The sequence below is a fragment of the Leptolyngbya sp. Heron Island J genome (genome assembly GCF_000482245.1).
Taxonomy (GTDB): Bacteria; Cyanobacteriota; Cyanobacteriia; order Phormidesmidales; family Phormidesmidaceae; genus Leptothoe.
The window spans coordinates 11,516-32,877 of record NZ_AWNH01000078.1; the positions used below are offsets into that span (position 1 = coordinate 11,516).

Below are 21,362 nucleotides of genomic sequence, written 5' to 3' on the forward strand. Positions count from 1 at the left end.
CTTACTTATGCATATTGAACAACTGCACCGCCGAGCTTCTGACGGACAGTAACCATTGCTTCTACCAACTGATCCATTTCAGCTTGGGTGTGCAATGCATTGGCTGTAATCCGTAGCCGGGGCTTAGCAATAAACCAGATAGCTGAAACCCAAATGCCGTGCTCTTCCATCAGAGCACGGGTAAACGACTTAGGATCTAAGTCGGGAGGCAGCAATACAGGAACAACGTTGGTTTCACCAATGGCTTCAAACCCAGCAGCGATTAGCTTAGAACGCAAATATCGTGTGTTTGCCTGCAGTTTCGATACCCGCTCGGGGTGGCTTCTCACCTGACGAATGCTTTCTAAAGCAGCGGCGGTTACCGGTGGGGGTAGAGAAATCGTGCCAATGGAAGTTGGGGACACATCCAATAAATCGATTAGCTCACGGTTAGGCGCACTGATAGCCGCTCCTGCGGAACCGGCAAATTTAGAAAACGTGGTCATAATGATTGGCACAATGCCCCGTTCAATCACCGACTGAGGCGTAATGCCAAAGTGGTCATAAATACCCTCACCTTTGGCACCAATCGCTCCACTAGCATGGGCTTCGTCCATGACGACGACACTACCAGGGTAATCTTCCATGATGTCTAGCATGCGTGGTAGAGGCACCACATCACCATCCATCGAAAAGACCGCATCAGAAATTACGATCACCCGATCATCAGGTCGCACATAGCGGCGCATCTTACGCTCCAAATCATCCATATCGCAATGGCGATAGGCTTTGACCCGCACCTTAGGGCTGTGGCCAAACATTTTGCCAGAGCGATTATCGGCGTTTACGACCGCTGCAATAATGCAACCGTGGTTCAGCACGTCGCTAAAGATAATAGTCTCTCGCGTATGCTGAAACCCTGACACAGGGACTGCTAGATGGCAAAAGCCATCCATCAGTGCCTGCAGTGCCATCCATGCATTCAAAAACAGTTGAGTATGGGGTAAATGTTTGAAAGCGGAAATTTCTTCTTCTAGCTGGCGGTGCAAATCAATCCGACCGCTTAGCACTGAGCAAGAACTGTTAGAGGTGCCATAGCGACGAATGGAGTCGATAGCAGCCTGTGTTACCGCATCATCCTGGGCCATACCCAACACATCGTTGGTACAAAACGTCAGAACCTGATGCCGTCTGCCGGTTCCCTGCTCTTCTATTTCTATTTGATTGCCATTTTTTTGGTGGCAAATGAACTTGTCAGGGTATAACCCGCTTGCATGTAAACGTTGCACGTAGTCATTAACGACTTCCACAATTTACTCCTCATCACCTACATTGAGCATATCAATCAACCAAGATCTGAGCTAAAAACCAACCGATTAGCTTCCGGCAACAGGCCTTGGCAACGGGGCTTGGGTATCCCCAAGCGGGCGAATCACACAAGCATACCGTTACTGGCCTCCTGAGATGGTTGGTTAGAAGACTCTTTGGGCGCTTCTAAAGAAGATGAAGGAGGAACTTCCAAACGCTCATATTGACCAACAATAACTCGCTGTAGAGCAATAATTGCTGGATTCACTTCGACGTAGTCGCGGTGCGGGTCGATGGAGTAATTCCGCTGTTCACTCTCCATCATTTCTACGTCCTGATGCAAAAACTTGAGAAAAATACTGTTCAAAATCGCCTTTTCCAGCGTCCTGGCTAAAGGTCCACTGAGTAACCACTGGGGCAATGGCAGCTTTAGAAACAATAAGGAAAAGGATTTTGTCTCAGTAGGACCCACGGGCAATCGCATCAGGTATAGCGAAGAAACCGACTCTAGTGCCGTTGCATAATGGGGGTAGCGATAGCGAATAGAGACTGTGCGAGTGGTACTGTCACTGCCTTTAGTTCCCAGTCCCAGGAGTTTGCTTAGAAAGCCTTCGTAGGAGACTTGGTAATCGGCTGTAACGCTATTCTCGTCTTGCTTCAGGTTGAGTAGCTTGGGGTCGTACCAGCCTTGCAAGTCCTTATGCAGAAATCCGTGAAATACATCCATCGTATTTTCATTGCAGATGGAGAAATGGGCCTGAAAATGCCCTGGAATACGAACCATAAACCAGCCTGGCTGGCCGTACTGTGGCACTTCTGGTAAGGGTTGTTGCGCGGCTAACTGAGGGTCTCCTGGAAATACCCAGATGATGCCATAGGCTTCCTGGGTTGGATAGCTGCGAGCTTTGGCACAGGGTAGCTTTTGGTCTTTGGGAAAGTAGGGAATACTGACGCACTGGCCGTTATGGTCAAATTCCCAGCCATGGTAGGGACATACTAGATTGTTGCCATGGACTTCTCCTCGATGTAGTTCAATTCCCTTATGTGGGCAGGCATCAGCTAAAGCACTGACGTTCCCGTCAGTGTCACGATAGACCGCTAGGGAAGATTGCCATACCCGGACAGAAACTACATTTCCTGGTTTGAGCTGGTCTGCCCAAAAGACTGGATACCAATAATTAGGGTTAATGCCAACAGCGCGCGCACGCCGATATATGGGTTGACCTTTGAGAACAGCAGAAGCTTCCATCTTCTAAAGCTAGAAATAAGGGTTGGAGTTGATCAGCAACAGAGATTTTCCACTTTACAAGACCTATCTTGATTTTTACTGAGTAAAGCCCTGGCATACTCAGATTTTTGACTCAAATCGGTATCATCGTGGTTGCAGTATGACGACAGTGAGCGCGCTACCGACAAAATTTAGTGACGCTTCGCGAACTGGCAATGAAGTCCAGTGAATATGTTTAAGCAGTCAGCTAGAACATGTACAGCTACCTCAAATGCCAATAGACATATGCACGTAACAAAGTTAGCGGAGTAGGTATAAGTTTTTGCTTATGCCTGACCCAATAACCAGTTATGGGTAATGTTAACATCTATTAACTTGTCGCGAGCGACTGGCCCCTGGAGGTGTGTTTCTTGCAAGTATTTCTGTGTTTTCCCCTATGACCACTGTTTATCAGAAAGCTCCCCCTGAGTTAGAACGGCTAGATCGAATTCCCCCTCCACGTCCAGGTCATTCTCGGTCAGTTTTAGCAGTATTAATGGTGGCAGGCTGTTTGTCGAGTGCTGCAGGAGCCGTCGTAGCACCCGTTTTTCCAGAGATTGTGGCTCAATTTGAGCTGAGCAGTCGTTGGGCGGGGGTGTTGGTTAGTACCCATACGCTGACCACAGCTTTGGCTAGTTTGGTGTTCGGGCTGTTGGCAAGCCGATTGGGCAGTGTACGTATCCTGATATCTTGTCTGGTCGGCTATGCGGTCTTTGGTAGTTTTGGGGCCTTGGCCCAGGGGTTTTGGGGAATTTTGCTATCGCGAGCACTGGTGGGTTTAGCCAGCGGTGGTATTGGGGCAGGCAGTATTGGTATTCTGAGCAATCTTTATGATGGTGAGGCCCGTACCCGGATGATGGGCTATGCTACCAGTGCTTTAGCTACGGCTACGGTGATTTTCCCGATTTTAGGTGGGTGGCTAGGGCTATATCACTGGCGCTGGGCGTTTGCTCTGTATGGTTTGGGACTGCCAGCGGCGCTTGCTAGTTTTTGGATTTTGCCCAAGGGGCGCAGTCGCTCTATGGGAATACCTCCGACCGGGGGGATTGGTAATATTCTGAAGCGAGGTCGTGTACTGCTGCTATTGCTGGCGTTGGCTATGGCCTCGGCTATTTTTTATGTGGTGGTTGTATATGCACCGCTTTACCTAAAGGAAGCGATTAATGCGTCGTCCTTGCTTAATGGTTGCGTGTTAGCGGCTCGTTCTGTCGGAGCGGCTCTGATTGCGGCGGTGGGGGCTGCAAAGGTGTCTAAGCGACTGGGAGCTGGCGGTGCGATCGCAACCGGCTTTTTTCTGATGGCAATTTCTCTAGCCACTATTCCCAATATCTTATTTCCGCCGCTAATGCTGCTGGCGGGGTTAATCTTTGGTCTAGGCTTTGGTCTAGTGATGCCTAACTTCTACAGCGCTCTAGCAGACCTTTCCCCCGACTCGCAACGGTCTGGGCTATTGGCCATTGGTACCGGCTGTGCTTCCCTTGGTCAGTTTGTATCGCCGCTAATTTTTGGTCCTGTTTGGGCGACTGCTGGCACAAGTGTATTTTATGTAGCAGCCATTATCGCTGCTACAGTAGGAGGCCTGAACTGGATGCGTCGTTAGTGCCTAACTTCTGATGATTTTAAAGCGATCGCTGCTGAAATTTTTAAAGACTGGAGCTATGCCTTTACTGCTGACAGCAGTTGCTCTGAGGCAGATTGTGTTGGTCCACACGGCTGGCCTTAGTCCATGGCATGGAGGTGGCTTTGGTATGTTTGCCTCAATGGATCGCGACGAACGTCGCGTTGTGACAACTGAGTTAATAGGATGTAATCCTGTTTCAGAAAACATTGTTTTGTCTGACATTGTGGATGAATTTCCTGATGTTCTTGGACGTCACACCTACATCCATGTCAGTACTTTTCCCACACCCTCGCAGCTACGACGTGTCGGCAGACGTCTCCTCTCAGAGGACTCTCAGAATTTTGGCCTGGAGCTTTACGACACTAACGAGGATAGCTGTGCTCCAAAAATTCAGCTACAGGCGTGGCGGCTGATATATGACGGTGATGCTATTGCCTATGAACCTCTGACCAAGTCGGTTGAGGTTGAGCCATGAGAATGATATTCAAACGGTGGAACCGCTGGCTAGACCATTTGCTGGAACCGCCAGTGTATCTGCTGGTGCTGCGACTGACGACCGTGCTGCTTTTGCTCCACGGGATTGATCACTGGCTCTGGACCATGCTGCCGGAGAAAATTCTGGCTATCATGATGCTGCTCTATCCAGCATTAGTACGTCAGCCTTGGGCTTGGCTGGGTATGAGTGCATGTTTAGTATTTAACAACCTGTGGCATTGGTCCAATTTAGTCAACCATGAATATCTCTACACCTACTGGGTATTGGTATGTACTATTGCCGTCTGGAGTCGGACGCCTAAGCAAGTATTAAGCTGGAACTCTCGCTGGTTGATTGGCCTGTGTTTTCTATTCGCGACGCTTTGGAAATTTTTGGGAGGCGAATATTTAGACGGCTCATTTTTACATCTAACATTTTTGTTAGATCATCGTTTGGCCATGGGTGCCGTGCTATTTGGCGGACTGGATCTGGCTACCCTGGGTGACAATCGCCAAATTTTTGAACAGATGCAAGCGTCGGCAGCAGTAACGACCGTCAACCAGTTGAGCACGACTCCCCGTATGGCAGCTGCAAGTCTGGTGCTGTCTTACTGGACGATTTTAATTGAAGGTCTGGTAGCAGCAAGCTTTCTGCTGACAGCACCCCGTTGGCTATATCAACAGCGCGACTGGATACTGTTTGGATTTGTGATCACCACCTACTCAGTGATTCCGGTGCTAGGGTTTGGTGCTCTGCTGATGGTGATGGGTCTAATTCAGACCAAGAGCGCGTTTATTTCCCGAATTTATCTGGGATTGTTGATTCTAATGCCTATTTGGATGCCGTTACCCCAAGGAATTTTTTGGTTAGTGCAGAAGGTGTTTTGGGGAGCTTGAAATAGCTCTGAGCTTTTTATTTTGAGCTGGAGACATTATTCGACATCAGCAGGGAGGCGGCCAATCTTAATGCACGTAATGTCTATCCCACCTGTGTATCTGGCGATTCTTGTAATAGCCATAGGCCGCTATAGGTTATGCCTGAATCGTCGGGACGGATGAGCAGAAAATGTAGCCCTTTAGCTGTGGCTTTACGCTGTTCAAAGGCATTGGCCGCGCCACGTACATCGCTGTCTTCAAAGGTGGTGAGGACAAAACGATCGCAAAGTCCTGCTTCCAAAATCAAGCCATCGGGCTGGCCCGCAATGTATTTTAAAAAGGCTGGCCGTACCGAGTCTAACCACTGGGCCAGCGCCATAGCCCGTCGCCCACCATCGATAACTACACCGGGAATCAAGACGGTGCTAGATAGCCCAATTTCTAATGGCAGTAGCTCTTTAGGGATTGAGCGTACAGGAATCGCTTCGTATTGAAACCGCAGTAAATCAGCATTGGATAAACCGGCAAACCGCCAGGTTTCACCCCAGAGATTATCGGGTAGGGGAATCGGCGCTGGGCGCTCAATGGAAAACGGGGAATAGGTTTCCCCGGTATAGGTTTTGAGGTTGGGGTACCAGGCGCTGCGCTGACGGAGCCACTGTTTAAGGGTGGGTAATCCCCGTTTAGGCTCCACCGGAATATCTAACTCTCGACAGGCGACCTCGGCCAAGGTCTGGGTCTGGGGACGAAAAACTTGCAGTACCTTGGGGCGATAGCCTGCTCGGTGGATAGCCTGTTTTAGCTGATGCCGCAGCCACATAGCATTGGCATCAGTTTGGGAGCAGGTCTCTCCGTAGCTAAAGCCCATATTAGGAGTACACAGCAGTAACTCCCACAGGGGCTGATTATCGGTGTTTTTTAACGGACGGCGATAGAAGTCGATTTGCCAGGGGGGACTCATTCCTGTCTAAACTTACGGTTTAACTTAACAATAGAGCTGATTAACGTAGTCTGACACCATGCGATCGCTATTAAAAATAGGGGCAATGGTGCGAGTTGACGCTTTCATCCGTTTTACCCAACCGCGAGGAACATGGTTGCGATCGCAGTCGTAATAGAGACGGACAATCTCCCGTTCTAGCTGAGCATAAAACGATTCTGCATCTATCGTATCTTGAACCTCTTGATCCCTGGTTTCGGCATCTTCACCAATTGCCCAGCCATTGAGATGAGGTTTATAGCCTTCACACCACCAGCCGTCCAACACACTAAAGTTAATGCCACCGTTGAGGGCCACTTTTTGACCGCTGGTACCCGATGCCTCCAGAGGGCGACGAGGCGTATTCAGCCACAGGTCAATGCCCTGGACCATGAGCTTAGCGGTGTACATGTCATAGTCTTCGATAAAGGCAATGCGGTCCCGTAGATCTGGATGACGGCTCCATTCCATAATCCGCTGGATAATGCGTTTGCCAGCGGTATCGTTGGGCCGGGCTTTCCCAGCAATAATCAGCTGTACAGGTCGTTTCTGATTGGAAAAAATACGGGTAAGCCGACTGAGATCGCGAAATATTAGGTCGCTGCGTTTATAGTCGCTAAAGCGTCGGGCAAAGCCAAGGGTCAGTACTTTGGGGTCTAATAGTTGCTCCACGGCTTTAATGTCATCAGAGCATTCTTTTCGATCGCATCTTGCTTTGAGCACTCGATCACGGGTATAGGCAATCAGCCGTGCCTTGAGAATCTGGTGCCGCTGCCACAGGCGCTCATCCGGGATATGCTCGATTTTGCTCCAGGTTTCAGGATCGCTGATGCGCTCAGCCCAGTGTTTCCCCAAATAATCTTGGTAAAGGTCTTCTAAAAGGGGCGCAATCCAACTGCGGGCATGGATGCCGTTGGTGATATGCCCAATGGGAGCTTTTTTGTTCGAACGCTCGGCATATAGGTTTTGCCATAGCTGACGGGATACCTCGCCATGGCGTTTGCTGACGGCATTGGCCGCACGGGTGAGCTGTAGGGCCAATGCCGTCATGCTAAACACTTCAGGATTGGATGCCTGAGCCCCTAAGGCCAGAAATTCCTCGCGCTCAAGCCCCAATCTTGGCCAATAATCAGAAAAATAGCTTTCCATCATCCCTGCGGAAAATGCCTGGCCTGTGGGCACTGGGGTGTGGGTGGTAAACAGGGTGCGATCGCACACATAGGGTTTAACATCAGCCAGGGTGCCGCCCATTTGTTCTAGTTCTAGTCGTGCCAACTCCAGGAGGGCAAAGGCTGCATGCACGTCATTCAGATGATAGATGGATGGCTCGATGCCCAAGGCTTGGAGCATACGGACACCGCCAATGCCCAACAGTACTTCTTGCGCCAGCTGTTTATTAGGATCACCACTGTAGAGCTGGGATGTAATTTGGCGGTCGTCGCTATCGTTCTCAATGATGTTGGTATCTAGCAGGTACAGCAGACTGCGCCCCACTTGTACTTGCCAGACTTGAGCCTTCACCATACGTTGGCGAATAGTGACTCGAATTTTGAGCCGCTGACCATGCTCATTACACACTGGAATTAGCGGCAGGTTGTCAAAGTTATTGTTTTCGTAATGGGTTTTTTGCCAGCCGCTACGATCAAGCCGCTGTGAAAAATACCCCTGGTGGTACAGCAAACCGACCCCTACCATCGGTAGCCCCAAGTCTGAGGCTGACTTGAGGTGATCGCCCGCCAGTACACCCAGACCGCCACAATACAGGGGTAGGGATTCATGGATACCGTACTCAATGCAAAAGTAAGCGACTGGATGATCGGTGGTGATACTGGGAGCCGCTTCTTGCGCCCAGGTGTGATCTCGATGGAGATAGGTATGAAATTCAGCAGTCAGTGTCTGTAACCGTTTGAGATAGTTGGGATCTTCTGCTAGCTGCCACAGACGTTCTGGGGTGATCGCCTGCATCAGCGCCACGGGATTATGCTGACAGTCCTGCCAGATGTCGGGGGCCAGTGCCCGGAATAGTGAACTTCGTTCCGATGTCCAGCTCCACCAGTAGTTGTAGATAAATTGGGTCAGAGGCTTTAGCGGTTGGGGGAGCTTAGCACTGAGGGAGCGACGAAGATTCATGGGCAAATGGGGTAGATAACAAGGGGATGGGCAGGTGTTTAGTGTGGATAAATCAGCGGAGACTTGCTGCGGTATAGTAGACCAGTCTTAAATCCTGAGCATGGCCCCAGTACTAAGTAAATTTGGTCAACAGATGTCCCATCTCACCGGGGTGCGGGCAATCATGAAAGATATCATTGAAACCCTGCAGTCAGGGCAGTCTGCAGACTTTATTAACTTGAGCGCCGGTAACCCGGTAATTTTGCCTGAGGTAGAACAGCTGTGGCGCGACTGTACCGCTGATTTGCTGGCTAGTTCAGACTATGGCGAGGTGGTCTGTCGCTATGGGTCTAGTCGGGGCTATGAGCCGTTGATTGATGCGATCGCAACCGACTTTAATCAACGCTATGACTTGAGCCTTACAGCTGAGAATATTTTAATTACTCCTGGTAGTCAGTCCCTGTATTTTCTGGCTGCCAATGCTCTGGGGGGCTATACCACGGAGGGTAAACTCAAGGAAATCATTTTGCCCTTGAGCCCCGACTATACGGGATATGGTGGCGTGTCTCTTTATCCAGAAGCCGTGCGAGCCTATCGCCCTACCCTGGAGGTGGATACTGCCACGCACCGGTTCAAATATCGCCCCGATTTTAATCAGCTGGCCATCACAGAGCAAACTGGATTTGTGCTGTTTTCTCGCCCTTGTAATCCTACAGGCAATGTCCTTTCGGATGAGGAGGTGAACCGCATTACCAGTTTGGCTGCTGCTGTCCCTATTTTTATTGACTCAGCCTATGCACCGCCGTTCCCAGCGCTCAACTTTACTGCCATGAATCCAGTGCTCACATCGAATGTGGTGCATTGCATCAGCCTTTCTAAAGCTGGGTTGCCAGGTGAACGAGTGGGGATTGCGATTGGCGATGCGGCAACGATTCGAGTGCTTGAATCCTTCCAAACTAACCTGTGTATTCATTCCTCGCGCTACGGCCAGGCGATTGCGGCTCGTGCTATTGCCTCAGGGGCGTTAGCTGAGATTGCTAAAACGGTGATTCGACCTCACTATCAGCAAAAATTTGCAGTCATCGAGGCCACCCTGGATGAAGCCATGCCAGATGTCCCCTGGTATTTACACCAGGCCGAGGGCTCAATTTTTGCCTGGCTATGGCTTCAAGATCTACCCATGGATGATCAAGCGTTTTACCAAGCTCTAAAACGCTACGGGGTGATTATTGTGCCTGGTAGTCCATTTTTCCCTGGTCTTAAAGACGACTGGGAGCATAAACACCAGTGCTTTAGGATTAGTCTGACGGATACGGCGGAGCGCATTGCGATCGCAATCCGTCGTCTGGCTCAGCTCACTGAAGAAGTCTATGCCTAGTCCCCAACCCCCTACGGATTGGCGATCTATCGGTCGCATTGTCGGTCCCCATGGTCTCAATGGTGAAGTTCGGGTCTATCCTGATAGCGATTTTCCAGAACGTTTTGAACAGCCAGGAGACCGTTGGTTACTCAAGCCAGGGGCTAGCCAACCGGAAGCGATCAAGCTGGTAAAGGGGCGATTTCAAGCGGGTAAAGGGCTTTATGTGCTGAAGCTGGGTGGGATTAACTATCGCGATCAAGCAGAGGCATTACGCGATGCTCAGCTGCTAGTGGCGGCTGACGATCGTTTGCCCCTGGAACCAGGAGAATTTCATGTTGGTGACCTGATGGGACTGGCAGTGATTCTGCAGGCTACAGGAGAAAAAATTGGGACTGTAATAGACGTTTATCGAGCCGGTAATGATCTGCTTGAAGTGGCTTTAGAGGCTGGTAAGGTAGACGCTTCTGTCAAAGCTCAGCCTCGAACTGTACTGATTCCTTTTGTGGAGCCGATTGTGCCAGTGGTTGATGTAATCCAGGGACGAGTTGAGATTACTCCACCGGATGGCCTAATTGATTAGGGTTGCAAGGAGCGGACACAGCTATTTCTGCTGTCTTAGGCTGATTCGTTAATAGTTGCCGAATTCGCGTCAGGGTTTGAGGATCGTCAATCCGCTGTTCCTGATAACCTCGCTGCCACACAGGGGCCCCTGGTATGCCCCTGATTAAATTAATTCGTTTAGCGGCGGCGGCTTTAAACCCAGCCACAAATGAGGAAAGTGCCCTGGGCTTATGAGTGTTGTGTCGCAGACTGTAGCTGCCTGGAGGTTGCGCGTCGTTGTTGACGACAGCAATTAATGCGCGCACACCGTTGGGTAATACTGTCCAAAGATCTAACTCGATATCACGCTGGTGAGCTCTGGCTATTTGCTGCCATTCATCTACAGCAATTTGTCCCGAAGGATTGAGTTGCGTATGTCCTTCTAAAACATCACCCAACAGAAATTCTTCTTGGTGGGTTAGTAAATGAATGTGATAAAACGTGACGCTGGATTGAGAGACGCCCACCTGGAATGTACTAGCCAACCTTGCCTCAGTGCCTGTCCAGGCATTGTGTTGTTTGCCGTTGGTCTAGATTTCCCAAAGATTGGGGCAAAGTCTCGTTAAAGGACAACGATTTATCCCGTGTAGGGGAGTTACATGTAACTCCCCTACACGGGATAAATCAGAGAAATTAAATGGGCAGAGCGAGACTCGAACTCGCATGACCAAAGGCCGCCACATTTTGAGTGTGGTGCGTCTACCAATTTCGCCATCCGCCCGTGGCCCCATTATTATAGTGGATACTGCGCGTTTGTAGAAGATTTTGATAATCTCGGGTGCTATGCCATTGGGTAATTTCTTTGGCCCGCAGCACGGGGACCGGATGGGTGAGTTCCTGGGTGCGGATTTGCTTGAGAAATGCGCCAAGCTGATCGTGACTTAAGTCTTCGTAAGCATTAGCCTGGGCTAAAAAAGCATCCAGGTTGAGCTGAGATGATAGCGTTGGCGAGCCACCCGTGAGTTTCATAAGTACTGACGCGACGACGCGTGCTTCCTGGCTGACTAATAGAGCAGCGCGATCGCATGTAAATTCAGCACAACGTACCCATTCTAAAATCCGACTTTGCAAGTTTTGGGTCAACACAGGACCTAGAGGGAGTTGGCTAGCTGCCAGGGCTAACAAATTAGCCACGGTTAGGTACACACCATGGTCACATTTGAGGTGTCCCAATTCATGACCAATCACCGCCTGTAACTCTCTGTCATTGAGCAGCTCAATCAATGAGGTATGCACCACAATAAAAGGCTGCTTTCCCCGCATAGCAAAAGTATAGGCATTGGGAACCGGATTTTGCTTTACGTAGAGCTGTGGCTGCTCCATATCCAAAATTTGACAGGCTTCCACTAGTAACTCGTGGATATGAGGGAGCTGCTGGGGGCCTACTAAAACGCTGGTAGCAATGTTTTCTAAGTAGAAAAGCTGCTCTGCCGTAGGTCGCAACAACCCTCGAATTGCCAGCTCTAAACCGGGCAATTGCTTGAGAGACTCCGTGGCTTCCAAATCTAACGGATGACGAAAATGGTTAGCCCGTAACCCGGTCAAAACAGACTTGTTATCCACACCATCCGTCTCCTTGTTGCTTGGCGTATAGGCTACTAGTGTAGCGGCCTGACGCTAAACGACAACCGGTTGATTAGCTGAGTCTGCTACTAGTGATGAACTCGGCACTCGGCGTAGCCTAGCGCCCACAGCTGAAAGTTTAGCTTCAATATTTTCATAGCCGCGGTCTAAATGGTGTAGACCGTGCAGTGTGGTTTTGCCTTCGGCAGCCAGACCGGCCACTAGCAGAGCGGCGGCGGCTCGCAGGTCGGTCCCCGTCACAGGGGCTCCTGATAGCTGAGGCACTCCACGAATCACAGCAGAATTACCCGTGAGGCGAATGTTAGCCCCCATGCGATTAAACTCTGCCACATGTTGTAAGCGATTTTCGAAGACGGTTTCGGTAATCACACTATCGCCATTGGCCAAGGTAGTCAGGGCCATAAACTGAGCCTGCATATCCGTTGGGAAACCTGGATGTGGACGCGTTTCAATTTCAATGGGTAAAAGCTTTTCGCCTGGAACGATGCGTGCTCGACTATGACCTTCCATTTCTACCCGAGTACCGGCCTCAGCCAGTTTGGCAATGATGGGAGTAAGATGCTCTGGAATAATCGGCGATAGACTGATGGGTGACTTGGTAATCGCCCCAGCTAGCATGAAAGTACCGGCTTCAATTCGGTCTGGAATAATGCCGTAATCGGTGGAATGTAGACTAGGGACACCGACAATCGTAATCGTATTGGTGCCAGCTCCCCGGATACGTGCGCCCATCGCGCGGCAAAAGTTAGCCAGGTCTAGTACCTCTGGCTCCTGAGCTGCATTTTCAATGACTGTTTCCCCTTCGGCTAATGTGGCTGCCATCATTAGGGTTTCTGTAGCCCCAACGCTAGGATAGTCCAAATAGATTTTGCCACCCTTGAGCCGACCTCTAGTGCCGGGCACATAAGCGTGAACAATGCCATGATCCATGTGAACTTCAGCCCCCAAGGCCTGTAACCCCCTGATATGTAAAGCTACGGGTCGGGCTCCAATGGCACAGCCTCCGGGTAACGGGACGCGTGCAACACCTAAACGGGCTAAAAGCGGACCAATGACAAAGAAGCTGGCCCGAAGCTTACTGACGATCTCGTATGGAGCACGGGAGTGACTGATGGAGCTGGCATCTACGTCAAGGGTATCGCCGTTGCGGGTTACTTTAACGCCCAAGGCGGTCAGCACATCTGCCATCCGGCCAATATCAACCAGATTTGGAATATTACGAATTCGACAATCCTGAGAACATAAGATCGTTCCTGCCAATACGACCAGCGCCGAGTTTTTGGCTCCGCTGACGGAAATGTGTCCGCTGAGGGGCCGTTTGCCCCAGATTTCAATGACAGGTGCAGACTCGCTGGAGGAGAGTTTATCAGCCTGAAGTGAGGTATTGATGACGTTGTCCTCCGAATTCAATATAAAGTCTCAGCCAAACAAGAACACAAAATCAGCCCGCTGGCCAGTTTTGTTAACAATGGAGATGATTCTACCTGAAACTATTGATTTGTTAAGCCATATTAATATCCTTTTGTCAGTGCATTCCTGATCCATTTCTCTTGAAAATCGAAAATGCAATAACCATTGATACAAATTAGGGATTGACGAATTGTCACAATTGCCGGAGGATCATATATCGAGATTGCTTATGCAGCTCTAAGCGGAACTGGCGGAATTGGTAGACGCGCTAGATTCAGGTTCTAGTGTTCGCAAGGACTTCCGGGTTCAAGTCCCGGGTTCCGCATACTTTTAGTAAGTGTTTACTTGAGGGATGGCTTCCCTGGGTGTCTGAATTCGAATATCTGCAATGATTTACTAAATTCAGCTATTAATGGTGTTATGGTTTAGTATTTCTTATTTATTCAGACTTTCTTATCAATTTTCAGGCTGTAGCTTAGAAAACTAGTATGTACCTTGCGGTTGTTGTGATCGTGACCGCTGGATGGAGTCTTGACTGATTTTTGCCTCAGAGTGGCTGTTAAAGTAAGCAGCGCTATGGCTTGTATAAAGTTCTGAATGTGTTAGATAGTGCAGCGACCATCATTAGTACTAAGAATCCTTTAGCTAAGCAATTTCGAAAGTTGCATCAGGCTAAGGAGCGGCGGCGGCAGCATGTATTTTTGCTGGAAGGTACCCACTTGGTGCAGGAGGCCTGTGCTGTAGAGTACCCTCTCATTCAGGTGGCTGTAACGCAGGCTTGGTGTCGCTCACACAGTGAGCTATTGGGGCAATTGCAGCGTCTGGTGCCGGATATTCGTTTGGTCAGTCCTGAGGTCTTGAGCAGTATGGGAACAACTGTGAGCCCTGATGGAATTTTGGCGATTGCTCGACGGTTGGCGTTGCCTGTGGGTAGTAATAGTGTGTCTCTGGGGGTTGCACTTGAGCAGTTACAGAACCCTGGGAACTTAGGTACAGTTATTCGGACGGCGGCGGCGGTTGGCTGCGATCGCATCTGGCTCACCGCCAACAGTGTTGATATTGACCATCCCAAGGTGTTGCGGGCTACAGCAGGGCAATGGTTTCGTCTTCCCATGCAAACGCTCTCTACTCTCGAGGATTTAAAGTCGCTGGATGCCCAGCTGGTGGCTACCACCCCGACGGCATCCGTGGACTATTGGGACTTAGATCTCCGACAGCCAACGGTGTTTCTGATGGGCAATGAGGGCGCTGGGCTATCCCAGCAGGCGATGGAGTTAGCTACCCATCAAGTCAAAATTCCCCAGGCTGCTGAGGTGGAGTCTTTGAATATTGCGATCGCAACAGCTGTCTTGCTTTATGAAGCTAAGCGTCAGCGTCGGGACTGACGATAGGGTGTCTGAGTTTTGTTAGAGCTTGAGAGGGCCTGAGGAATTGTATCAGGGCCATTAGCATCAGATGCCTGAGGCTCGTCTTCTAAAACTAGGGCTTCTGCTGTATCTCCTAGCAGCTCATCGAGATGTTCTAGGGATTTTACAAAATCGTCAGCAGCAGACTGCCTGAGTTTACGATTGTCCATAATCTTGAATCTTGCCTCGCTAGTTGATCCTCGTAAATCATTGCCCGCGGAGTGATTTTATCCGGGGGATTGACCCAGAGGAACTCTGTAATGAGAATTGTGAACCTAACTCTAGCCAAGAGGTTCCAGATTTAGAAAAAAGTAGGAATTTCAACGTTTCTCTGTAAAGACCCAGGTGTTTAAGGAACCCAGTTCATGGACACAGATTGCTCTACAGGTGCCAGGGAAGACGATCCTGAATCTAGCAAATTTGAAAATAATTGCTCAATATCAAGTTGTCAGTTGTCTAATATCCACAATCTAGTTGAGAATGGATTCTGCCCCTATATTACCCATGTCGTTTTTTGTCTGAGGCAAGTGCCATAAAAAGCCAATGGCTTAGGGGGTTGCTAATGTGCTGAAACAGGAGATCGTTGTGAGTTCATCCTTTGATTACGACCTAATCATTGTGGGTGCCGGTGTCGGTGGTCATGGCGCTGCATTGCATGCTGTAAAAAGTGGCCTAAAGACTGCCATTGTTGAAGCGGCTGACATGGGAGGCACCTGTGTCAATCGGGGATGTATTCCGTCTAAGGCACTCCTGGCTGCTTCTGGCCGCGTCCGTGAGCTGCGGGATAAACATCATTTACAGTCGTTCGGAATTCAGGTAGGAGATGTGCAGTTCGAACGCTCAGCGATTGCTGATCATGCCAGCAATTTGGTGAGTAAGATTCAGGGCGATCTTACGAACAGTCTGACTCGATTGGGTGTAGATACTATTCGTGGCTGGGGCAAATTAGCCGGTGCTCAGAAGGTGACTGTGACCATGGCTGAAGGTGAAAAGACCTACACGGCTAAAGATATTATGTTGTCGCCGGGTTCCGTGCCGTTTGTCCCACCGGGAATTGAAACCGATGGCAAAACCGTATTTACCAGTGACGAGGCGATTAAACTAGACTGGTTGCCGCAGTGGGTAGCCATTATTGGCAGCGGCTACATCGGTCTAGAGTTTTCTGATGTATATACGGCTCTGGGGTGCGAAGTCAGTATGATCGAGGCCCTGCCTCAGCTGATGCCCACTTTTGACCCCGATATTGCAAAAATTGCTAAACGCGTATTGATTGATCCCCGCGATGTCGACACCCATGTGGGGGTGATTGCTAAGACAGTGACACCAGGATCTCCAGTAACCATCGAGCTAGCGGATTTGAAAACAAAAGAAACAGTTGATGTCCTGGAAGTTGATGCTTGTCTAGTAGCAACGGGACGGATCCCAGCGACCAAGAACATGGGGTTAGAAAGTCTAGCCATTGAAACTGATCGGCGTGGCTTTATTCCAGTCAATGATCGGATGGAAGTGTTGCGGGGTGGCGAGCCCATCCCGCATCTTTGGGCAATTGGCGATGCCACTGGCAAGATGATGTTGGCCCATGCTGCTTCTGCCCAAGGGGTAGTGGCAGTAGAAAATATTCTGGAGCATAACCGTACCGTTAACTACCGCAGTATCCCAGCGGCGGCCTTCACCCATCCAGAGGTTAGTTTTGTTGGGTTGACTGAGCCTGCTGCTAAGGAGCTGGCTGAGGCTGAGGGGTTCCAGATTGGTTCTGTGCGTAGCTACTTTAAGGCCAATTCTAAAGCCCTGGCAGAAAATGAGTCTGACGGTCTCGCTAAGGTGATCTATCGCAAGGATACGGGGGAAATTTTAGGAACCCACATTATTGGTATCCATGCGGCGGACTTGATTCAAGAGGCGGCCAATGCTATTGCTCAAGGGCAAACGGTCAAAGATCTCTCCTTTATTGTGCATACCCATCCGACGCTGTCTGAGGTGCTCGATGAGGCCTTTAAGCGTGCTGAGGTAACGGCATGAAAATTAGACGACGTCCCCCAAATCCAACGGTAGCTGTGGACACCCTGCGCTATCAGGTTAAGGTGCCTGATAGCGAGCCTCGTAATATCCTTGAAAAAATTGTTTGGCATAAAGAAACCGAAGTACAGCGCTTGCGGGAGAAAACTCCTCTGGCTGAGCTACAGCGACAGGTTTTGACTGCAGCGCCTCCATTGGATTTTGCTGCGGCACTTCGCAATGGCAATACGACTCCAGCTGTGATTGCTGAGGTGAAAAAGGCATCGCCGAGTAAGGGGGTGATTCGGGAGGATTTTGATCCGGTTGCGATCGCAACCACCTATGAACAAGGAGGAGCCGCCTGCCTATCGGTGCTAACCGATCAAAAATTTTTCCAGGGTAGTTTTGAATACCTTACCCAAGTACGCCAAGCCGTACAGTTGCCGCTGTTGTGTAAAGAATTCATCATCTATCCCTATCAGATTTATCTGGCTCGTAAGCACGGAGCAGATGCTATTTTGCTGATTGCGGCTATTCTGTCAGATAAGGATTTAGGCTACTTTACCCGCATTGCCAACGCATTAGGGATGGCTGCCCTGGTAGAAGTTCATACGGCTGAAGAACTCGATCGGGTGCTAGCCCTTGAGCCTATAAAAATCCTTGGGGTCAACAACCGCAATTTGGAAGACTTTTCGGTTAGCTTAGACACTACACGTGATTTACTAGCCCGAGCATCAACCTACGATAAGTTTGGCGAGATCTTGTTTGTGAGCGAATCCGGTATTCATCAACCAGGCGATGTTGCTAAGGTTGCCGATGCTGGGGCTCAAGCCATCTTAGTAGGTGAGTCTCTTATGCGTCAGTCCGATCCCGGTGCTGCTATTGGCCAGTTGATGGCTGAGGCTCCGTAGGTCGTTTATTGTCTACCAGTTTCAGGTTCCCTACTCTGATTAGCCGACTATGGATCGTCCTATCCCCCTGCCATCTCATATTCATTACGAGCTATTGTTGAGGCTTTTAGAACGAGAAACGGCTGCAGCTATTTATCAGCACTCGCCCCAAAAGGAACAGCTACAGGAATTGATTATTACCCTGCGCAAGGCTATGTCTCAACAAAAGCAGCTGGAAGAAAGTTGTCGATTTGCTGAGTTGCCAGTGGAATACTACTGGTCCTTAAATGAAAAACCAGGGAGTTAGGGAGTAATACAGAATACAAGAACCCCGATCTAGCCCTTAAGGGCTAGATCGGGGTTCTTGTATTAAATCCTAGAGCAGACTTTATAACTGGTCTAAAAACCAGTGTACTGACTCTATGGATGTAGTAGTAGATCGGGAAAGAAGCGGTTGAATTCAATCAGGATACCGGCAGTGATGAGCATCCAGATTGTAGCTACCACAGGAGCGGTAGACAGATATTTTAATAAGCCTTCGGGCATGGGAAAGTGTCCTGAATAAGAAACGTCTGAAAATACTAAAAACTCAGCACGACTCAGTTACCCTGATTCAACTCATCAAGCCCAAGCCGTGATTCAACTCATCAAGCCCAAGCCGTGCCTCAAAAGTATTGCCTAGCGAGGTGAGACGGTAATTTCGTCATCCTTCGCAAACATAGCACCAGAAGCCATGTCTTTAAATGCAGCTAAAGGCCAAGCAGCACCAGCTAAGGAAGACTTAATGGCCAAGCCAGTGTCAATGATGATTTCCATCTCCTCAGGCTTCTTAGCGGAACGAGTAGCAATCAAGTAAGACCGACCAGCCCAGCCAATCCAGCCAGCGATATAAAGAAATAGAATGCCAGGAATCACAAACTCACCCAGATGGGCCAAATCGCCATCGACTACTAAGTGAGGTAGGCCATCCTCACCACAGAGTAGGCTGGAATTTGCATAAAAATCAAAACGTGCTTTAGCACCCTCTGTTTTGGCTGCAGAGGCACGTTGTTGAAACGCGGCAGATTCGCCACAGGGGGTCAAACCAGCCACGTTGTCTCCAGCCAAACTGGCAGAAGCCGGTGCCGCGAATCCAAACCAGAGGCAAATTACTAGAGCCAGAGCAAACAACCGTCGCATAGAATGTTTCCTTTGTGTTTTACAAAAGACAAATTGCTGTTGCTAATGCGCCAGGTAAACCAGCTTAAGATTAGTCCTACGCGTCCTACAGACTAGACGCTAGGATTATCAAACCAGATACCCCCGAAGAGCAGCAGCGCAAAAAATAAATTCAGAGAATCTCTTAACTTAGATAACTAACTGTAATGCTGCTTTAACTAGTGTTCTAGCATGCGAGCCGTATCAGTTAGCTAACACAGTGTTTAGGTAGTTGTTGAAACTGAACCAACGTGAACTAAATTAAGGATCTACTTGACTCTCAGGGATCATACCTTTCTGCTAAACCCTGGCAGGGGAATTGCTCACAAGACTTTACATGATGACACAATTGATAGATGGCCACGATTTTAGCGATTGAAACTAGCTGCGATGAAACCGCTGCTGCTGTGGTTCATCGACGTCAGGTACTGAGTAGTGTTGTGGCCTCGCAAATCGACCTTCATCGTCGTTATGGCGGGGTTGTCCCGGAGTTAGCTTCTCGTGAACATCTGTTGACGATTGGTGACACCGTCAACGAGGCTTTGCTTAAATCCCAGTTGGGGTGGGCAGATATCGACGCAATTGCAACTACCTGCGCACCGGGATTAGTCGGTGCGCTGCTGATGGGCATGAGTGTTGGCAAGACTCTGGCTATGGTGCATCAAAAACCTTTTTTAGGTGTACATCATCTAGAAGGGCATATTTATGCAGCTTATCTGGAACAGGCCAATCTAAAGCCACCTTTTCTGTGCTTGTTAGTGTCTGGTGGACATACCAGCTTGATTCGTGTAAATGGTTGTGGCCATTACAAACTACTGGGTAAAACGCGAGATGATGCCGCAGGCGAAGCCTTTGATAAAGTTGCCCGTTTGCTGGATCTGGGATATCCCGGTGGCCCCATCATTGACCGATTAGCCCAACAGGGCAACCCCAAAGCATTTAAGTTGCCAGAAGGTAATATCTCATTGCCAGCAGGTGGCTATCATCCCTACGATGCCAGCTTTAGTGGTCTTAAAACAGCTGTTTTAAGACTAATAGAACGTCTTCATGCAGAGGGGGCTGAACCCTTGCCAGTAGCTGATATTGCAGCAAGTTTTCAACATGCTGTAGTGAATGCATTGGTGAAGCGGGTGTTCCGCTGTGCTCAAGACCAGGAAGTGTCTGCCATTGTTTTAGGAGGTGGAGTGGCAGCGAATAGTCAACTGCGACAAGTGCTGACTCAAACAGCTGGCGAAAAAGGGCTTAGTGTACATATCCCATCCCTCAAATTCTGCACAGATAATGCTGCTATGATCGCCTGTGCGGCCAGCGAACATTTTGACCAGGGGCATCGTTCCAGGCTGGATTTGGGGGTTTATTCCCGTTTGCCCCTGGAACAAGTAGCTGAGTTATATCAGACCTAGCAGCTACCTAATACCCAATGGCGTACTTGAGCTTCTAATGCTGAGGGCTGTTCTAACATGGCAAAGTGACCACATTGCTCAAAGGCGACCACAGCTTGTTTACCCTGGTAAAAAAATCGGTGGAAACTAGCTAAATGTTGAACATAGCGGGGTTCCATGACCGTATCTTGTTCCCCGGTAATGAAATACACTGGCTGCGATAGCTTTGAGACTATGTTCGGTAGCTGATGGACTTCATCTTCAGTGGTCGATGCCAGTAAAGATTGAGTTGCTGCTTCTGGATCTGCTCGCAGGAAATCGATAAGTCGTTGCTGCCCCCAACGATAACTCAAGGGTTGCCGCACCATAATGTTGGCAAAAACCCAGGGGAGTAGAGGAAGATGCTGTAACCATTGGGGCCGCCATCCCACCATTTGCTGACCAGCGTTACGAAATTTTTCAAAGGCGTTATGGATGTATATGCCGCCGCCTGCGTTAACACAAATGACGCCCTGCACCCGCTCTGGAAACAGATGAGCTGCCCATAGCGCAATGCTACCGCCTAGGGAATGGCCCATAAGCCAGACGTTATCGAGTTCCAGGTTTTCCAGCAGTGCATTTAAGTCTTGAGCATAGGCCGTCAAGCTATAGGGTGCCGTATCTGAATGAGCATGGCGACTTAATAGCTGATCAGTTGAATCCCCAAAGCCTCTCAAATCATAGGCTAGACAGGCAATGTCTGGAGCTAACTGCTGCATCAATGGCTGCCAGTAGGCACGGCTTAATAGCCAACCATGAAGGCAAACTAATACCGAACGATATGAAGTGGTAGTTGATAATAAGTTGGGAGTGAAATCATAGGCATGGGGCACTCCAAAGACAGGTGTCACCACCATGATGCGAATAGAATTTGTACGATGACATT

At 49.4% G+C, this 21,362-nt stretch carries 21 protein-coding genes and 2 tRNA genes; 11 read left to right on the forward strand and 12 right to left on the reverse strand.

Features of this window, described 5'->3' with window-relative positions:
* Positions 1-5 precede the first annotated feature (5 nt).
* Together N836_RS61300 and N836_RS61305 are read right to left on the reverse strand one after the other, a co-directional pair.
* Positions 6-1,289, reverse strand: a complete 1,284-nt coding sequence (locus N836_RS61300; RefSeq protein WP_023074740.1) for an aminotransferase class I/II-fold pyridoxal phosphate-dependent enzyme — start codon at positions 1,287-1,289, stop codon at positions 6-8.
* A gap of 122 nt (positions 1,290-1,411) precedes the next feature.
* Positions 1,412-2,536 carry an aromatic ring-hydroxylating dioxygenase subunit alpha gene (locus N836_RS61305; RefSeq protein WP_023074741.1) on the reverse strand — a complete coding sequence of 375 codons (1,125 nt, stop codon included), beginning with the start codon at positions 2,534-2,536 and terminating at the stop codon, positions 1,412-1,414.
* A gap of 415 nt (positions 2,537-2,951) precedes the next feature.
* Here N836_RS61305 and N836_RS61310 point away from each other — a divergent pair, with 415 nt between their 5' ends.
* From N836_RS61310 to N836_RS61320, 3 genes are read left to right on the forward strand one after another with little or no spacing between them, the layout of a single operon-like run.
* Complete coding sequence (locus N836_RS61310; protein ID WP_023074742.1) at positions 2,952-4,154, forward strand: MFS transporter; 1,203 nt, start codon at positions 2,952-2,954, stop codon at positions 4,152-4,154.
* A 13-nt stretch (positions 4,155-4,167) separates the two neighbouring features.
* Positions 4,168-4,650, forward strand: a complete 483-nt coding sequence (locus N836_RS61315; protein WP_023074743.1) for a hypothetical protein — start codon at positions 4,168-4,170, stop codon at positions 4,648-4,650.
* Positions 4,647-5,546, forward strand: a complete 900-nt coding sequence (locus N836_RS61320) for a hypothetical protein (RefSeq protein WP_152532226.1) — start codon at positions 4,647-4,649, stop codon at positions 5,544-5,546. The genes N836_RS61315 and N836_RS61320 overlap by 4 nt, the downstream gene beginning before the upstream one ends.
* A gap of 82 nt (positions 5,547-5,628) precedes the next feature.
* Here N836_RS61320 and N836_RS61325 read toward each other — a convergent pair whose 3' ends face one another.
* Positions 5,629-6,486, reverse strand: a complete 858-nt coding sequence (locus tag N836_RS61325) for a Tab2/Atab2 family RNA-binding protein (protein WP_023074745.1) — start codon at positions 6,484-6,486, stop codon at positions 5,629-5,631.
* Positions 6,487-6,510: 24 nt separating this feature from the next.
* The gene (gene glgP / locus N836_RS61330) at positions 6,511-8,634 is read right to left on the reverse strand and encodes an alpha-glucan family phosphorylase (protein WP_023074746.1); all 2,124 of its coding nucleotides are present in this window, start codon (positions 8,632-8,634) and stop codon (positions 6,511-6,513) included.
* 100 nt (positions 8,635-8,734) lie between these two features.
* Between glgP and N836_RS61335 the strand changes: the two genes are divergently transcribed.
* Both N836_RS61335 and rimM read left to right on the forward strand, forming a co-directional pair.
* Positions 8,735-9,991 (forward strand): valine--pyruvate transaminase, encoded by a 1,257-nt coding sequence (locus N836_RS61335; protein WP_023074747.1) that lies wholly within the window; start codon positions 8,735-8,737, stop codon positions 9,989-9,991.
* Positions 9,984-10,553 carry a ribosome maturation factor RimM gene (gene rimM, locus N836_RS61340; RefSeq protein WP_023074748.1) on the forward strand — a complete coding sequence of 190 codons (570 nt, stop codon included), beginning with the start codon at positions 9,984-9,986 and terminating at the stop codon, positions 10,551-10,553. Before N836_RS61335 ends, rimM begins: the two co-directional genes overlap by 8 nt.
* Here rimM and N836_RS61345 read toward each other — a convergent pair.
* The 4 genes from N836_RS61345 to murA form a co-directional block, all read right to left on the reverse strand.
* Positions 10,525-11,058: a hypothetical protein gene (locus tag N836_RS61345; protein WP_152532227.1), complete on the reverse strand. Its 534-nt coding sequence runs from the start codon at positions 11,056-11,058 to the stop codon at positions 10,525-10,527. The two genes, rimM and N836_RS61345, sit on opposite strands and share 29 nt — an antisense overlap.
* Positions 11,059-11,211: 153 nt before the next feature.
* Positions 11,212-11,294 (reverse strand) — tRNA-Leu (locus N836_RS61350).
* Positions 11,273-12,136 carry a M48 family metallopeptidase gene (locus N836_RS74235; RefSeq protein WP_031293545.1) on the reverse strand — a complete coding sequence of 288 codons (864 nt, stop codon included), beginning with the start codon at positions 12,134-12,136 and terminating at the stop codon, positions 11,273-11,275. The genes N836_RS61350 and N836_RS74235 overlap by 22 nt, the downstream gene beginning before the upstream one ends.
* Before the next feature lie 54 nt (positions 12,137-12,190).
* Complete coding sequence (gene murA, locus N836_RS61355) at positions 12,191-13,567, reverse strand: UDP-N-acetylglucosamine 1-carboxyvinyltransferase (RefSeq protein ID WP_023074750.1); 1,377 nt, start codon at positions 13,565-13,567, stop codon at positions 12,191-12,193.
* Between the two features lie 241 nt (positions 13,568-13,808).
* Between murA and N836_RS61360 the strand changes: the two genes are divergently transcribed.
* Together N836_RS61360 and N836_RS61365 are read left to right on the forward strand one after the other, a co-directional pair.
* Positions 13,809-13,892: transfer RNA gene (locus N836_RS61360), tRNA-Leu, on the forward strand.
* 256 nt (positions 13,893-14,148) lie between these two features.
* Positions 14,149-14,952: a TrmH family RNA methyltransferase gene (locus N836_RS61365; RefSeq protein WP_235071139.1), complete on the forward strand. Its 804-nt coding sequence runs from the start codon at positions 14,149-14,151 to the stop codon at positions 14,950-14,952.
* Here the strand turns inward: N836_RS61365 and N836_RS61370 are convergent.
* Complete coding sequence (locus tag N836_RS61370) at positions 14,937-15,143, reverse strand: hypothetical protein (protein ID WP_023074752.1); 207 nt, start codon at positions 15,141-15,143, stop codon at positions 14,937-14,939. The two genes, N836_RS61365 and N836_RS61370, sit on opposite strands and share 16 nt — an antisense overlap.
* 415 nt (positions 15,144-15,558) lie before the next feature.
* Between N836_RS61370 and lpdA the strand changes: the two genes are divergently transcribed.
* The 3 genes from lpdA to N836_RS61385 are packed head-to-tail and all read left to right on the forward strand — an operon-like array spanning position 15,559 to position 18,165.
* Complete coding sequence (gene lpdA, locus N836_RS61375) at positions 15,559-16,992, forward strand: dihydrolipoyl dehydrogenase (protein ID WP_031293548.1); 1,434 nt, start codon at positions 15,559-15,561, stop codon at positions 16,990-16,992.
* Positions 16,989-17,879, forward strand: a complete 891-nt coding sequence (gene trpC, locus N836_RS61380; protein WP_023074754.1) for an indole-3-glycerol phosphate synthase TrpC — start codon at positions 16,989-16,991, stop codon at positions 17,877-17,879. Before lpdA ends, trpC begins: the two co-directional genes overlap by 4 nt.
* Positions 17,880-17,928: 49 nt before the next feature.
* Positions 17,929-18,165 (forward strand): DUF5340 domain-containing protein, encoded by a 237-nt coding sequence (locus N836_RS61385; protein ID WP_023074755.1) that lies wholly within the window; start codon positions 17,929-17,931, stop codon positions 18,163-18,165.
* A 113-nt stretch (positions 18,166-18,278) separates the two neighbouring features.
* Here the strand turns inward: N836_RS61385 and psaJ are convergent, their stop codons facing one another.
* Complete coding sequence (psaJ, locus tag N836_RS61390; RefSeq protein WP_023074756.1) at positions 18,279-18,404, reverse strand: photosystem I reaction center subunit IX; 126 nt, start codon at positions 18,402-18,404, stop codon at positions 18,279-18,281.
* 132 nt (positions 18,405-18,536) lie between these two features.
* Positions 18,537-19,037: a photosystem i reaction centre subunit iii gene (locus N836_RS61395; protein ID WP_023074757.1), complete on the reverse strand. Its 501-nt coding sequence runs from the start codon at positions 19,035-19,037 to the stop codon at positions 18,537-18,539.
* A 374-nt stretch (positions 19,038-19,411) separates the two neighbouring features.
* On the opposite strand from N836_RS61395, the gene tsaD reads away from it, so the two are divergent.
* The gene (gene tsaD, locus N836_RS61400) at positions 19,412-20,458 is read left to right on the forward strand and encodes a tRNA (adenosine(37)-N6)-threonylcarbamoyltransferase complex transferase subunit TsaD (protein WP_023074758.1); all 1,047 of its coding nucleotides are present in this window, start codon (positions 19,412-19,414) and stop codon (positions 20,456-20,458) included.
* Here the strand turns inward: tsaD and N836_RS61405 are convergent.
* Positions 20,455-21,333, reverse strand: a complete 879-nt coding sequence (locus N836_RS61405; RefSeq protein WP_023074759.1) for an alpha/beta fold hydrolase — start codon at positions 21,331-21,333, stop codon at positions 20,455-20,457. The two genes, tsaD and N836_RS61405, sit on opposite strands and share 4 nt — an antisense overlap.
* Between the last annotated feature and the right edge of the window lie 29 nt (positions 21,334-21,362).

Bases quoted from the DNA above. Each gene is read 5' to 3' on its own strand.
- N836_RS61320 (WP_152532226.1), top strand. From the start codon at position 4,647: ATGAGAATGATATTCAAACGGTGGAACCGCTGGCTAGACCATTTGCTG.
- N836_RS61405 (WP_023074759.1), bottom strand. From the start codon at position 21,333: ATGGTGGTGACACCTGTCTTTGGAGTGCCCCATGCCTATGATTTCACT.
- rimM (WP_023074748.1), top strand. From the start codon at position 9,984: ATGCCTAGTCCCCAACCCCCTACGGATTGGCGATCTATCGGTCGCATT.
- glgP (WP_023074746.1), bottom strand. From the start codon at position 8,634: ATGAATCTTCGTCGCTCCCTCAGTGCTAAGCTCCCCCAACCGCTAAAG.
- N836_RS61305 (WP_023074741.1), bottom strand. From the start codon at position 2,536: ATGGAAGCTTCTGCTGTTCTCAAAGGTCAACCCATATATCGGCGTGCG.
- trpC (WP_023074754.1), top strand. From the start codon at position 16,989: ATGAAAATTAGACGACGTCCCCCAAATCCAACGGTAGCTGTGGACACC.
- N836_RS61325 (WP_023074745.1), bottom strand. From the start codon at position 6,486: ATGAGTCCCCCCTGGCAAATCGACTTCTATCGCCGTCCGTTAAAAAAC.
- N836_RS61385 (WP_023074755.1), top strand. From the start codon at position 17,929: ATGGATCGTCCTATCCCCCTGCCATCTCATATTCATTACGAGCTATTG.
- N836_RS61310 (WP_023074742.1), top strand. From the start codon at position 2,952: ATGACCACTGTTTATCAGAAAGCTCCCCCTGAGTTAGAACGGCTAGAT.
- N836_RS61335 (WP_023074747.1), top strand. From the start codon at position 8,735: ATGGCCCCAGTACTAAGTAAATTTGGTCAACAGATGTCCCATCTCACC.
- psaJ (WP_023074756.1), bottom strand. From the start codon at position 18,404: ATGCCCGAAGGCTTATTAAAATATCTGTCTACCGCTCCTGTGGTAGCT.
- N836_RS61370 (WP_023074752.1), bottom strand. From the start codon at position 15,143: ATGGACAATCGTAAACTCAGGCAGTCTGCTGCTGACGATTTTGTAAAA.
- N836_RS61315 (WP_023074743.1), top strand. From the start codon at position 4,168: ATGATTTTAAAGCGATCGCTGCTGAAATTTTTAAAGACTGGAGCTATG.
- N836_RS61395 (WP_023074757.1), bottom strand. From the start codon at position 19,037: ATGCGACGGTTGTTTGCTCTGGCTCTAGTAATTTGCCTCTGGTTTGGA.
- tsaD (WP_023074758.1), top strand. From the start codon at position 19,412: ATGGCCACGATTTTAGCGATTGAAACTAGCTGCGATGAAACCGCTGCT.